Here is a 14,206-nt window from a genome sequence, read left to right on the forward strand (position 1 = left end):
AGGATATAAATGGAAGCAAAATTTTCAAACAGAGTCAAAGAGGTGATCTCCCTAAGTCGCGAAGAAGCTTTGCGCCTAGGACATGATTACATTGGTACAGAACACCTCTTGCTGGGCATGATTCGTGAGGGGGAAGGAGTGGCTGTTTCCATATTGAAGAAGTTGGGAGTTCCATTGGATGAACTCCGTAATTCTGTGGAACGTGCTGTCAAAGGCACCGCAACACACAATGTAAAGAACCTTGCCAATATCCCATTGACAAGACAATCTGAAAAAGTATTAAAAATCACCTATCTGGAAGCTAAGATCTTCAAAAGTGCCTTGATTGGTACAGAACACTTATTGCTATCCATCTTGCGTGACGAGGACAATATTGCCACACAGATTTTACAAAAATTCGACACCAATTATGATGCGGTGAAGGAAATGTTGGAGTTTCAAACAGATGGTCCAAGATCAAAAGCTGAGGCTGATGATCCAGATGAAGATAGCAGCAAGCTATTTGGATCTTCTGGAAGTGGATCTTCTGGCTCGTCAAAACCAGGTGCCGAAAAATCTAGAACACCTGTTTTAGATAACTTTGGACGTGATTTGACCAAAATGGCAGAAGATGACAAGTTAGATCCAATCATCGGTAGAGAAAAAGAAATCGAGCGAGTAGCTCAAATTTTATCTAGAAGAAAGAAAAATAACCCAATTCTTATAGGTGAACCAGGTGTTGGTAAAACAGCCATCGCAGAAGGCCTCGCACTGAGAATTGTTCAGAAAAAAGTCTCACGTGTGCTTTTCAATAAGCGCGTGGTCACTTTGGACCTAGCCTCTTTAGTAGCTGGAACCAAATACAGAGGTCAATTCGAGGAGAGAATGAAAGCTGTCATGAACGAGCTTGAAAAATCTCCAAACGTAATCCTATTCATTGACGAGCTACACACCATAGTAGGTGCCGGAGGCGCCAGTGGCTCCTTAGATGCTTCTAACATGTTCAAGCCTGCATTGGCTAGAGGAGAAATCCAATGTATCGGCGCCACTACCCTAGATGAATACAGACAATACATCGAAAAAGACGGAGCTTTGGCGAGAAGATTTCAGATGGTGATGGTAGATGCTACCACACCAGAAGAAACTGTACAAATCCTGAACAACATCAAGGATAAATACGAAGATCATCACAATGTCATCTATTCTCCTGAGGCGATAGAAGCTTGTGTCAAGTTATCTGATAGATATATCTCTGACAGATTCTTGCCCGACAAGGCTATAGACATCTTGGACGAGGCGGGTGCTAGGGTGCATATAAACAACATCCATGTGCCCGAAGACATCTTGAAACTTGAGGAAGAGGTAGAGCAGATTAAGATTGAGAAAAACAGAGTTGTCAAAAGCCAAAAATATGAAGAGGCAGCACAACTTCGGGATAAAGAGAAAAAACTACTCGAGCAACTTGAGAATGCCAAGGTAAAATGGGAGGAAGAAAGCAAAACTAAACGCTACAAAGTCGAAGAAGAAAATGTGGCTGAGGTAATTGCGATGATGACTGGCATTCCTGCCAAAAGGATCGCTCAAAAAGAAGGGGCTAAATTGCTCAACATGGCTGAGGATTTGAAAGGTAAGGTCATCGGTCAAGACGAAGCGATCAAGAAGCTAACCAAAGCAATTCAAAGAACCAGAGTTGGATTGAAAGATCCAAAAAAACCAATCGGTTCATTCATTTTCCTAGGACCAACAGGTGTAGGTAAAACAGAATTGGCTAAAATGCTTGCCACCTATTTATTTGACAAAGAAGACTCTTTGGTCAGAATTGATATGTCAGAGTACATGGAGAAATTCTCCGTATCCAGATTGGTAGGAGCACCTCCAGGTTATGTAGGCTATGAAGAAGGTGGTCAGTTGACAGAAAAAGTCAGAAGAAAACCATACTCAGTAGTATTGCTAGATGAAATAGAGAAAGCACACCCAGATGTATTCAATATCCTACTGCAAGTATTGGATGATGGTATCTTGACAGATGGGCTCGGTAGAAGGGTTGACTTCAGAAACACGATTATCATCATGACTTCAAATATCGGTGTAAGAGATTTGAAAGACTTCGGAGCTGGGATTGGATTTGCGAATAAAGCGAAATCTGAAAATATGGACGACATCATGAAATCCACCATTCAGAGCGCATTGAAAAAAGCCTTCAGCCCTGAATTCCTCAATCGCTTGGATGATGTAGTGGTATTCAACTCCCTAGAAAAATCACATATCCATCAGATCATTGATATCAGCTTGAATAAGCTATTCAGCAGAATCACAGATCTAGGCTACACGATAGAATTGTCTGATAAGGCTAAAGATTTCTTAGCTGAAAAAGGTTATGATCAGCAATACGGTGCAAGACCACTCAATAGAGCTATCCAAAAATATCTGGAAGATGCCCTAGCAGAGGAAATCTTAAAAGGAGAGCTTTCAGAAGGCGATATCATCCTAGCAGATTATTCTGGCGAAGGTGAAGAGTTGACGATCAAGGTTCAGAAAAAAGAAAAAGCTGAGTAAAACGCTCAAAAACCAAATAAAAAAAAGCGGCTAAGTGATCCTAGTCGCTTTTTTTATTCCAATTGTTGATTATTTAAAACATTAATTTTCAATACTGATCGAACCAGAAACGACAGATCCATTGACAATTTTTGAAGAGCCGTTATTGATTTGAAGTGCTTTCCCTTTTGAATTATTCCCCACTCGCAATGAACCTGAAGAAGCTTTTAAATTATAGTTATAATCCTCAATACTCGATGTGGTTTTAATTTTTATACTCCCTGAACTAGATTTTAGATTGGTTAAATCTGATAAGCCTGACTTAGTAAACTCTGCTGAGCCTGAAACTGAATTGACTGATTCAATTTGCTTAACCTGTGCTAGTTTGGCACTTCCTGAGCTAATTTTAAGTGACAATGGACCTTCAATATTATTTCCTTTCACTGAACCACTTACCAAGCTTACATTGGCCTTACCCATGATGTCTGTCAAGGAAGCTGAACCTGATGATGCACTCATCATCAAATCACCATTCAACCCCCTGATACTAATTCTTCCGGATGATGCTTTGGCATCTAAAGCACCTGTCACATTAGAAACATCCATGCTACCAGAAGCTACTCTGACTTTTGTTTGTGCAGCAATAACTTGATCTACTTTGATAGTGCCAGATCCTGCACTAAGTTCCAAAAGCATTTGCTCCGGACCTGAAATTTTAATATAACCTTTAGTTTGACTACCTTTCCAGGAATTGCTCCCACTATTATTCTGCTGATAGGTGATTTTCAACACATCCCCGACGGCTACAAAAACAACATCCTGATTTGTATTGGTGGACTCCAAGTACACATCTACACTTACATCTTGCTTGTTAGGATCACCTAAGTACTCCATTTCCAACATACCGCTACTCGCTTCTATTCTCTGGATACCACTAAAATCCCGCTTTGTATCAATCAAAACTTGCCTTTGAGCAATCGATTCTGATGACACCATAAGCACGAGCACACCAACAATAATTTGAAATATACTTATTGAATTTTTCATTTCTTTAGAGTTATAAAATGATACCAAAACTAATTGCATTTACTCGTGGCCCTTTGTCCTTTTGGAAGTATTCGTTCAAATCATAATTGAAAAAAAAGTCAGTCCCTCCTACCCCAAGGGCCAATCTTGCTCCATACCTATAATTGTTAGCGAACATATTATTTCTATCGAAAGTCTTGTTTCTTGAACCAGATTCGTCTTCGAAAACAAACTTGCCTCTTCCTCCTAATCTGTACCCTGCATATGGACCAACTCCGAATCTGAATTTACCATTTGCAGTATGAAAAGTGGGAATAAAACTCAGATTTACGTAAGATGAAGTGATTTTTGACTTGGTTCCTTCTCCATCTTCAAACTGCTCAAAAAGGATTCCATCAGCTCCTCTTTGAGCTATTAGATTCCTGTCTTCAAACTTGAAATTGAACCAATTCACACCAATGGCAGGATTCAAAGAGAAGTTTTTACCAAGCTTATATTGATGCTGATAATTGATCCCCACCATCCAACTTCCCCAAGGTTTTACTTGAGGTGCTGCATCATTTTCCAACCAAGTATTAATTCCCAAATCAAGGTTGAGGGATCGCTCATGTCTACGCTTCTTTTTACCTTCCATATCAATGGCACCACCTTCTGTTGTTAAGCTCCAAGTCTTGTCTTCATACTTTTCATAATGCCATTCCTCACCAAACATTCTAAAATCTCGGGACTTCACAACCTCTTTGCCAACAGTGTCTTGCTCTTGAGCCATAATGACTCCTATACAGATCATAGTCATTGTAAATGTTAAAAAAAGCCTTTTCATATAATTACATTTTACTATTCAGAAATAATCAATCTTTTAATTTGTTGTATTTAAAATATCACCCCAAATGTGATCGGATGCAACTCTGGACCACGACCATCTTGAAAGAGCGTATTGAGGTCATATGTTGAGAAGAAATTGAATCTACCTACACCTACTTCACCTCTTAGACCATATCTTAAATTACTCAAATAGGTCCCAGTATTAAGTTTCTCCTTTCTTCTTCCTCCACCATCTAGCTCTCGATAGACATACTTACTTCTACCTCCTACACGGTAACCAACATATGGGCCAGCAGCTATTCTCAGTCCTTTGTCACCATTATCATTCATCCTTCCAAAATCTAATTTGAGTAAGGACTGAGCAGTCAGGTAAGACGCAGAAATCTTACTTTTGAATCCATTCACATCTGTTCTTTGGATGAAATCTATTTCTCCATCACCTCTCACCGCTTGAAAATCTCTATTTTCAAACTTGAAGTTATACCACTGGAAACCTATCCCGAAATCCCAATAAAAACCTTTAGCGATTCGCTGAGAGGCCATCCAGTTCAACCCAACATTCCAACTTCCCCAACCCTTAGTAGCAAAAGGCTCTGCTGAGGAAGGAAAATTACCGTCTCCATCCAAATAAGTATTGATACCCAAATCGATATTAAAAAAAGTTCTGAAGGTCTGTTCTTTTTTCACTTTCTTTTCACCAGACTCAACCTTCACTTTGGTATTCCCTCCTGATTCGTCTACAGTCACCTTTACCCTCCCTACAGTCACCTCTGTTTCAGGCCCTTGTTCTCTGACTGTGATGATCTCTTTGTTACCAATCTTGGCTTTTTGTTCTACAATATTCCACTCACCAGTTTCCTTATCTAGTTCTATGTCCAATTGTCGAATGATTTCATTGACATCCATCGCTTTGAGCTTATCAAAATCCTCTTTGCTTTCAATAATCAATACGATCTTACCAGATTTACCAAATTCAACAATGATGCTGTCTTTTTCTGCAAATTTCCCCATATGGCTGTTTCCAAACGCAAACTGTACTATAGCCATTAAACCGAATAACAACAAATATTTTTTCATAAGTCTTTAATTCAAATTTTGCTTATTTACTTCTCTCTTTTCTAGTGGTGATTGTGGCAAAAAGATTGTTTTTTGCATCCTGCAGTTCTGCAAAACCCTGATCTACTTTGTTTAGAAATCCACCTATTTTTTCTACTTTTTCTTCAATTTCATCTATCAGCCCTTGCTTGGCAGGCTCTGCTTCTTTGATTCCACTTCCTCGTATGGTAATGGTGTATGACACCTCCTCTTGTGTGTCATCTATTTTGGCTTCTGCTATGGCCTCTTCAATTTTCAACTCTGGCAACTTCAATTCTGGCAAATCCAAAAGCTCAGTGCTCTTTTCCATCTCGTTTTTCACCTCAGCTACCAATTCCTGCTTTTGTACTGTTTCTTGTTTTTTAGAAACATCAACATTTACAGCTGTTGCTTTAGGCGAAGGATTAGAACTCGTCTTCTTGACTTGTGATTGACTTTGATTTTCAGAATCATCCTTGAAAGCCTCCTCTACTTGTTTATTGTCAACATCTACCGAGTTTTCGGACTCTTGATTGAAGGAGGGTACCGATTCATTGAAGGCTACTGGAATATCCTCTTGTACTAGGTCATTGGATAGGAACCAGCCTAGATAAGCCAAGCCCAGCAATACTAGTATGGATGCAGCAATTCGCATCAATGGGAAATAAACTCCCCCTTTCTTTTGAGGTAATTGACTTTCCAATTTTTCCCATGCAAGCGCTGAGGGTTTCACTTCATGATTAGCGAGTTTATTTCGAAACAACTCGTCTATTCTTTTATCTTCTTTAGCCATTGATTCTCCTTTCTTTAAGTTCTTGTTCGGCTATTTTTTGCTTTAGCAAATTTCTACTTCTGTTCAATTGAGATTTTGAGGTGCTTTCAGTTATCCCTAGAAGCTCTGCAATCTCTGCATGACTATAGCCTTCTACCGCATAAAGGTTAAATACCGTTCTGTATCCAGTAGGCAGGCTAGTCACCAAATCCATCAGCTCTTCAGCCTCAAGATGATTAGATTCGTAGCTTGGTTGGTTGTAATCTCCTTCTGATTCTAAATTGACTTCCATCAGTAAGTTCTTGTTATTTCGGAGTGTCAGCAATGACTGGGTCACAACTACTCTTTTCATCCATCCTTCAAAACTTCCTTTGGATTCAAACTGATTGATTTTCTCAAAGATCTTCATGAAAGCTTCTACCAATACATCTTCTGCTAGGTCTCTGTCTTTGATGTATCTCAGACAGATCGCATAGAATTTTTTAGAATAGCTATCATAAAGTATGCGCTGAGCCTTTCGGTCTCCCCTTCTGCATCCTTCGATGATATCTTGTTCACTTCTAAAAATTCTATTTCCAAACATTGTAAATCGTCTTTCAAGTAGGTAGATGCAGGTTCTCAAAAATTGGTTGCATGAAGTTGTGAAAAAAAGTTAATTATTATCAATCATTCTTAAATGTATTGGGAAAAAAGGTCAGAAAATAGATAGAGGCCACAAAAAAGGGAGCTCCGAAAAACTCCCAAATGATCAAAGATTGTATCAACAGTGATTTTACTTTTCACTCAAACATATCTTTGACTACCAATACCCAGTCTTTGTCCAAAACCAAGTATCCATAATCAAAGCAGTATTCATATTGGTCACCTTTGTAATCTACCTGGAAATTGGTAAGGTAAAGAAAATTATACCCCAGTTTCAACATTTTGTTCCTGGGTACTCTTACATTTCCAACCCCTCCAGTGTAAATTTTTTCTAGGATTTTTCTGTTTAACCGCAATTGCTTGTAAATTTTTACAACACAATCGTTGGTTTCCTTTCGATGAATGTTGTTGTAAGCATTTCTACATCCATCATCGCAAAACACCTTGTCCGAACGTCCATAAATTGGCTCGTTACATTTCTTGCAGTATCTTTTTTCTATTATCATAAAAGTAGTAGGGTTAAAAGTTATACAACAAATTGAATTACAATAAGTTAAAATTAACTAAACAATCACTTTGAAAAAATACCCTGTTCAGGGTATTTTTTACCAATTCAAAAAGTAAGGTAGGGCCTGATTTTATTGATCCATTCTTCTGTAAAAATTCGCACTTTGAATAAGTCATCAGCTGAAGCAAATGGACCATGTTGATCTCTATACGCAACAATCACCTTTGCAGAACCATAATTAATATAAGGATGCATGGCAAGAGATTGGACATCTGCAGTATTGATCGAAATCTTTGATTTGATTCCCGGCGAAAACTCAAAAAATTCAAAAACTCTTGCGCTGACTTCCTCTGTCATCCCATAAACATCAAGTAGCTGATCCTTGCTATGCATTCCTCCTAACCCATCTCTAAACTTGATAATTCTACCTGCCATTGTTTGACCAATACCTGGTACTATTTGAAGCACAATAGAATCTGCTTCTTCAAAATTCAACTTCTTGTAAACTTCTTGCCTTCTATTACTAGACTGCTTTCGCGATGTATCAGCAATTGAATTTTGGTAATTGGGCATAGATGCCATTTGGATCCAACCACTTTTCTCCAAACTGTCCAATTGAGACAAGTAGTGCTCGTTGTCTAAAGATTTTCTACTCAAAACTATATGTTCGTAGACAATAGGAATAGCATAGAGTAAAACAACAATTGGTAATAACAACATGAACCCCCTCGATTCCCTGTTGGTGAACCCAAAATAGGTTTTGAAGAAAAAATAAATCTTTTTGACCATACCCGACAGCAATTAAATCAATGAAAAGTAAATCCAAGATTCCATTATAGATCGTATCTATAGGTCATAAGTTAATAAAATTGGATTATGAAGTCAAGAATGGCGATATTTGTATCTGAATAAAGAAAATAAAAACTCTTATTTAGACAGATTTTAAATTAATCAGACATTCTTCAAAATTTTCTTTTGCTCTGTTTAATGAATTAAATTTGTACCGTAAATTACCTGAAATGCAAAACAACTTTAGAGCTATAAGTTTATCTCACAAGAGTGCTCCTGTTCAAATCCGGGAGATCATTGCTTTAGACGAGGCCTCTATTCATTCACTTTTGGTCAAACTGAAAGACTTTTTTAGCATTACAGACACTTTGATTTTGTCCACTTGTAATAGAACTGAGATTTATTACTCGCATGACCTTGATTTGAGTACTGAGATAATCAAGCTTATCGGTGTGGAGAAAGGTATCACAGGAATCGTAGATTACATAGAGTATTTTAAAATAATCAATAATGACAGGTTGGCCATAGACCATTTATTCAAGGTGTCTATGGGGCTTGAGGCTCAAGTGATTGGTGATATGCAGATAGCAAATCAAGTAAAAAGAGCTTACCAAGCTTCTGCTGACCTAGATATGGCAGGTCCATTCCTACATCGCTTGATGCACACAATCTTCTTTACCAACAAGCGAGTAGTACAGGAAACGGCTTTCAGAGATGGAGCTGCATCTGTATCCTATGCAGCAGTTGAATTGATTGAAGAATTGACTTCTAATACCTACCAACCTAGAATTTTGTTAATTGGCGTAGGAGAAATCGGCGAAGATGTAGCTAAAAATATGGTGCACCTACCTGAGGCTAAAGTCACCATCACCAACAGAACTTTTGACAAAGCAAAAGTATTAGCTGATGAAATGGGTTTTGATGTGATTCCATTTGAAAACGCTGTATCTGCTATGAAATATGCAGATGTGATAGTATCTTCAATCATGAAATCTGAGCCATTTATCACCAAGGAGTTGGTTAGCCAATTTGATATTGCAAGCTATAAGTTGTTTGTAGACCTTTCTGTCCCAAGGAGCATTGAGACATCAATAGAAGAGGTGCCTGGGGTATTACTATACAATGTTGATAATATTCGAAGCAAAGCCTCTGAGACATTAGAAAAAAGGCTTGATTCCATTCCTAAAGTAGAAAGCATCATCAGCGAAAGTATTGAGGAGTTCTACAATTGGAAAAAAGAAATGATGGTATCTCCTACCATCAATAAATTAAAAAATGCTTTAGAGCAAATCAGACTAGAGGAAATGGAAAGATTCCTCAAAAATGCTGATGAAAAAGAGAAAGCTATCGTTGAGAGGGTGACAAAGAGCATGATGCAAAAGATTCTCAAGGTGCCTGTAGTACAATTAAAGGCTGCTTGCCAGAGAGATCAGGCAGATCAAATGATAGAACTTCTATCTGATTTGTTTGATTTAGAAAAAGTCAGTGAAAAGAAAAGCTAAAAAATATCCTAAGGGTGCCAAAAGGCATCCTTTTTTATTTCTTCTTATGTCAAGTTATTTTTTGAATTACAGATTCAAAGCGCTTATTTTACCTCTCAAATTACTTGATTTATGAGAATTATGCGTACGATTAAGTTGGGGCTTTTCGGTCTAGGTTTTACAATGATTTCTTTCTTAGGCTTAGCACAAACATGGGAAATATATGACCAAAATATTCAGCTGAAATCTAGGATTCTTAATGAAGATATCAACTTTTTAAGTGAGCAGATCAGGATTGGAAAAACCAATAATCAGGTAAATTTACTGAGCAAAGAGTTTCGACCATTCCTTAATCTCAAAGGACACAGCATCAATCAAATTATCGAACCATGGATCATTGTTGAAAGTAAGCAGGGCTTTGGAGCTTTCCACGAGTATGGAGAAGAGATACTTGCACTCGAATATGATGAAATCCAAACATTCTATACCCGTCTACTCGCTAAAAAAGGAAATAAATACTGGGTCTATGACCGAATGAATAGAACTAATCATATGATTGGTGAATTTGAAAATGCAACCCTAGCTCAAAATGGCCAAGTCATAGCAAAAGGAGCACAAGGCTATTTCTTACCCATTTCCGCTGATCCCGATCGAATCTATATAGAAATCAAAGAAGTCAACGAGAACTTTTTAATTTCTAAAGAAGATAGTGGCTATGGTTTGATCAATAGAGAAGGCCGATACGTATTGGATCCGATCATTGATCACATGGTTCATTTAGAGGATGATTATTTTTATGCTTTCGATGGCAATCAATACATGCTAATCAAGGGTAGAGAAGAGAAAGTTGACATCAACTACACCAGTTATCATAAAATCACATTTGAAAACAACATCCTACTCGAGTATATCCACGGCAAACTCAGAAGGGTCATGAAAAATGATGGTATACTTTTAGACATGACGGGAATGGAAGCAGTCAAACCTATTGGGAAAAACTGGTACAATATCTATACAAGAGAAAAGAAAGTAGGGCTATTAGGGAATTCAGGCTGGGAGGTAAATCCAATCGGAGGAGTAGACGCTATTCTACCTGGAAGTGAAAACCTCTATCCCGCTATCAAAGATGGGAAATTGGGATATATCAATAAGTCTGGTTCTTGGGTAATTGAAAATAAATTTGAGGAAGCTAGGCAATTTTCAAATGGTATGGCAGCTGTAAAGCTCAATGGTCAATGGACTTATATCAATAGCAAAGGAAATTTTAATCTTCAAAATACTTATGAAGATGCTAAAGATTTTCATAGGGGGCTAGCGATCGTCAAAAAAGACGGAAAAAGTAAACTGATTAATACTAATGGAGCTATTATCACAGAACACGGGTATGATAAAATCTCTTTACTCCCTGATAATTACTATCTGACAGAAATTAAAGGGGATTTTGGATTAATTAATCCAAATGGTAAGGAAATTCTCTTTCCTCAATACGAGCTTTTGAGAAGAGAGTCTACTGATATTATTTTAGCTAGAAAAGATGGAAAATATGGGATTCTTGATGAAGATGGTAATTTCAGACTACCCATACATTATCACCAAATCCTCTTCGACCCCTCTTCCAAAAGTATTCTAGCCAAAGACAATACGCCTATACTCCCTATCGAAATTGACGCGAAAAGCAACAAAAAACGAAAAGCAGATTAAAATAAAACCCTTTATTTCACTAGCATCTCTTATTTATATCTGTTTTGATCAATACTTTTATTTCATCCCCACCCAATCGAATCAACCTTTAATTTCTATATTTGAAGGTCGAACGCTATGAAATGAACATCCAGCTCAATCAGAAAAAAGTATTTTTTGCCTCAGACTTTCACTTAGGAGCTCCTGACGAAAAATCAAGTAGGCAAAGAGAAGAAAAAATCATACAGTGGCTAAGCAGTATTGAAGATCATGCCGCAGCTATTTTTTTGGTAGGTGATATATTTGATTTTTGGTTTGAATATGACAAGGTCATCCCCAAAGGATTTGTCAAGTTCATTTCTAAAATCTCCAACTTAAGAGATCAAGGTATCCCAATCTTCTTTTTTACAGGCAATCATGATTTATGGATGAAGGATTACTTCAGCCAAGAGCTTGGCATCCCAGTGTTTCATCAGCCTATTGAGATCACCATAGAAAACAAGCATTTCCTAATTGGTCATGGAGATGGGCTAGGTCCTGGAGACCAAACCTACAAGCTGCTTAAAAAACTGTTCACTAACCCCTTTTGCCAATGGTTGTTTAAATGGCTTCATCCCGACATCGGCATCAGAATTGCTCACAGGTGGTCTAGCAATAGCCGACTGACAAATATGGGTAAAAATGAAGATCATTTTAAGGGAGATGATGAATGGCTTTGGGCTTATTGTAAGCAAATCGACCAAAGTAAAGCCTTTGATTATTTCATCTTCGGTCATAGGCATTTGCCTCTGGATCTTCCTGTGGGAGAAAAATCCAGATACATCAACCTTGGAGAATGGGTCAGTCAATTCACCTATGCTGTTTTTGATAATGAAGGGTTAAAGCTCAAAAAATTCGAAGCATGAAAAGGTTTTTTTTGATTATGTCATTCTTTTGTTTTGGTCCTTTTCTATGGGCGCAAGAAAATGAATGGTCAGAACCTATCGTCATAAAACAAAACCGAATCACTGCTGTATCCTTAGACAATCAGGGCTTCATCATGATGGCAAATCAAGAGGGGGATATCTACCAATATGATAGATTTGGTGATTTTGTCAATAACTTTTCTCCGAGCCGCCAAGGGCGTATAGACTTTTTAGAAGCTTCTTGGACAGTCAATATTTTCACTTACTCTATAGATCTCCAAGAATATAGAATTCTGGATAGGTTTCTCAATCCTATAGCTGAAAACAGAGTTCAAACGAAAGGCATCAATTTGGGGAAAGCTGCCACGCTAGGCAATAATAACATCATCTGGATCTATGACGAATCTGACTTTAGCCTCAAGCAATTCGATCATCGAAGAAATCAAATCATACAGCAACAACCTCTCAATTTGATCTTGACCAATTCTGATTTGATGATTCAGGAGATCAAAGAATATCAAAACTTGGTATTTCTTCGCATCAAAGACGAGGGCATCAGTATCTTAGACAACCAAGCCAACTTAATCAAAATATTACCATTCAATACCGATCAAGCTTTGTCATTCACAAAACAAGAATTGGTGTATGTTAAGAATGGACTTATTCACTTCATGGATTATGTCAATACCAAAGCCTCCACTTTCACAATTCCAAAAGAGGTGAATAACCACTCAATTTTAATTTCCGACAAGGCTGTCATTTTTTACAACTTATCAGAAATTTTGATCTACGACAAGGCTTTATCACCCTTAAATCAGCGATAAACGACACATCTTATAAAAAATTGTTAAAAGCTTTCATTTTTCTGCAATAAACTGGTTTGATTTTTGCAATTTTGTAGTTCATGAACAAACCTATAAACCTTAAGCCTAAAATGACACACTTCGCATCAGTTTTGATGATGACTATGTTATTTTTTTCATTTGAAGCTTTTGGTCAAATTTTTAAGAAAAGGGCTAAAGTTGAAACAGAAATTTCTTTCCCTTCCACGCTCAACAGAGAAATGGTAGCTTTTGATTTACAATCTGAAGGAATAAAAAAATTCACCATAATACTGGAAAAAAAACCAACAGTAATTACAAAAATCAAGGTTTTTGATACACTTGGAAATTTGATTCATGAAGACAGAATCAATCCAGAAGATGGAAACAAGAAGACCTTTGACTTCTCAAATGTACAAAGTCAACTATTTGTAGTAGAAGTGGGAAATGCTAAATACAATATTACAAAAAGCATCTACGCCATTCCACCAGGAAAGCGCAGTGGCAGTAATGCACAAGTTAATGAATAAAAAAGTCGCTGAAATCAAATTCCAGCGACTTTTTTATTGATACACGCAAGCTATGCTTAAGCGATTTCTACTAAGGTAATATCGAAAATCAAATCCTCTCCAGCTAATGGATGATTTGCATCTAAAGTAATTTTCTCCTCATCTACTGCGACTACTTTTACTGGCATAGGCTGTCCTTGTGGCCCTTGAAGTGTCAAGTCCATACCTACTTCAGGACTAATATTGGCAGGAACCTCTGCTCTTGGAATATCCACCATCATATCGTCTCTTTTCTCACCATATGCTTCATCTGAAGGGATAGTGACAGACTTTGCTTCTCCAACTTGCATTCCATGAACAGCTGCATCAAAACCTTTGATCATATTTCCATCACCTAGGACAAACTGAAGCGGCTCTCTATTTTCAGAAGAGTCGAATACGATTCCGCTTTTCAATTTACCCGTGTAGTGAACTTTTACCGAATTTCCTTTACTAGCTAATGACATAATTATTTTTTATTATTTATTGTAAATCACAAAGGTAGGTATTTTTGATAGGGATAAAAACCTCAGCGGACAGTATCCTGCAAAGCGTCCATAAACGTTCAAAAATTGTTCGTATTTGAACAGTATTATTTGTAATATTGCTTAAATGAGCTAG

Annotated in this window: 14 protein-coding genes; 6 read left to right on the forward strand and 8 right to left on the reverse strand. The window is 37.5% G+C overall.

Annotated elements, in window-relative coordinates; genetic code table 11:
- The first annotated feature begins 9 nt into the window (after positions 1-9).
- A complete protein-coding gene (locus tag BW935_RS14280) occupies positions 10-2,535 on the forward strand; it encodes an ATP-dependent Clp protease ATP-binding subunit (protein ID WP_076502464.1) in 2,526 nt (841 codons plus the stop codon).
- An 81-nt stretch (positions 2,536-2,616) separates the two neighbouring features.
- Here BW935_RS14280 and BW935_RS14285 read toward each other — a convergent pair whose 3' ends face one another.
- The 7 genes from BW935_RS14285 to BW935_RS14315 all read right to left on the reverse strand — a co-directional run bounded on the left by BW935_RS14285 (position 2,617) and on the right by BW935_RS14315 (position 8,081).
- Positions 2,617-3,561, reverse strand: coding sequence for a DUF4097 family beta strand repeat-containing protein (locus BW935_RS14285; protein ID WP_076502513.1), 945 nt, complete (start codon positions 3,559-3,561; stop codon positions 2,617-2,619).
- 10 nt (positions 3,562-3,571) lie between these two features.
- Positions 3,572-4,363, reverse strand: coding sequence for an outer membrane beta-barrel protein (locus tag BW935_RS14290; protein WP_084565962.1), 792 nt, complete (start codon positions 4,361-4,363; stop codon positions 3,572-3,574).
- Between the two features lie 50 nt (positions 4,364-4,413).
- Positions 4,414-5,442 (reverse strand): hypothetical protein, encoded by a 1,029-nt coding sequence (locus BW935_RS14295; RefSeq protein ID WP_076502466.1) that lies wholly within the window; start codon positions 5,440-5,442, stop codon positions 4,414-4,416.
- A gap of 22 nt (positions 5,443-5,464) precedes the next feature.
- On the reverse strand, positions 5,465-6,232 hold the full coding sequence (locus BW935_RS14300; protein WP_076502467.1) for a hypothetical protein: 768 nt from the start codon (positions 6,230-6,232) through the stop codon (positions 5,465-5,467).
- The gene (locus BW935_RS14305; protein WP_076502468.1) at positions 6,225-6,794 is read right to left on the reverse strand and encodes an RNA polymerase sigma factor; all 570 of its coding nucleotides are present in this window, start codon (positions 6,792-6,794) and stop codon (positions 6,225-6,227) included. Before BW935_RS14305 ends, BW935_RS14300 begins: the two co-directional genes overlap by 8 nt.
- Before the next feature lie 196 nt (positions 6,795-6,990).
- Positions 6,991-7,359, reverse strand: a complete 369-nt coding sequence (locus BW935_RS14310; protein ID WP_076502469.1) for a hypothetical protein — start codon at positions 7,357-7,359, stop codon at positions 6,991-6,993.
- A gap of 107 nt (positions 7,360-7,466) precedes the next feature.
- Complete coding sequence (locus tag BW935_RS14315) at positions 7,467-8,081, reverse strand: ComEA family DNA-binding protein (protein ID WP_245802711.1); 615 nt, start codon at positions 8,079-8,081, stop codon at positions 7,467-7,469.
- Between the two features lie 299 nt (positions 8,082-8,380).
- On the opposite strand from BW935_RS14315, the gene hemA reads away from it, so the two are divergent.
- The 5 genes from hemA (at position 8,381) to BW935_RS14340 (ending at position 13,567) form a co-directional block, all read left to right on the forward strand.
- Positions 8,381-9,652 (forward strand): glutamyl-tRNA reductase, encoded by a 1,272-nt coding sequence (gene hemA / locus BW935_RS14320; RefSeq protein ID WP_076502471.1) that lies wholly within the window; start codon positions 8,381-8,383, stop codon positions 9,650-9,652.
- Positions 9,653-9,763: 111 nt separating this feature from the next.
- On the forward strand, positions 9,764-11,332 hold the full coding sequence (locus tag BW935_RS14325) for a WG repeat-containing protein (RefSeq protein WP_076502472.1): 1,569 nt from the start codon (positions 9,764-9,766) through the stop codon (positions 11,330-11,332).
- Between the two features lie 122 nt (positions 11,333-11,454).
- On the forward strand, positions 11,455-12,216 hold the full coding sequence (locus tag BW935_RS14330; RefSeq protein WP_076502473.1) for a UDP-2,3-diacylglucosamine diphosphatase: 762 nt from the start codon (positions 11,455-11,457) through the stop codon (positions 12,214-12,216).
- Complete coding sequence (locus BW935_RS14335) at positions 12,213-13,040, forward strand: hypothetical protein (protein ID WP_076502474.1); 828 nt, start codon at positions 12,213-12,215, stop codon at positions 13,038-13,040. Before BW935_RS14330 ends, BW935_RS14335 begins: the two co-directional genes overlap by 4 nt.
- Positions 13,041-13,120: 80 nt before the next feature.
- Entirely contained in the window at positions 13,121-13,567 is a 447-nt protein-coding gene (locus tag BW935_RS14340) for a T9SS type A sorting domain-containing protein (protein WP_076502475.1), read from the forward strand.
- Between the two features lie 56 nt (positions 13,568-13,623).
- Here the strand turns inward: BW935_RS14340 and BW935_RS14345 are convergent, their stop codons facing one another.
- The gene (locus BW935_RS14345) at positions 13,624-14,052 is read right to left on the reverse strand and encodes an FKBP-type peptidyl-prolyl cis-trans isomerase (protein WP_076502476.1); all 429 of its coding nucleotides are present in this window, start codon (positions 14,050-14,052) and stop codon (positions 13,624-13,626) included.
- Positions 14,053-14,206: the final 154 nt, after the last annotated feature.

This window comes from Belliella pelovolcani (assembly GCF_900156785.1).
In the GTDB taxonomy this organism is placed as follows: domain Bacteria; phylum Bacteroidota; class Bacteroidia; order Cytophagales; family Cyclobacteriaceae; genus Belliella; species Belliella pelovolcani.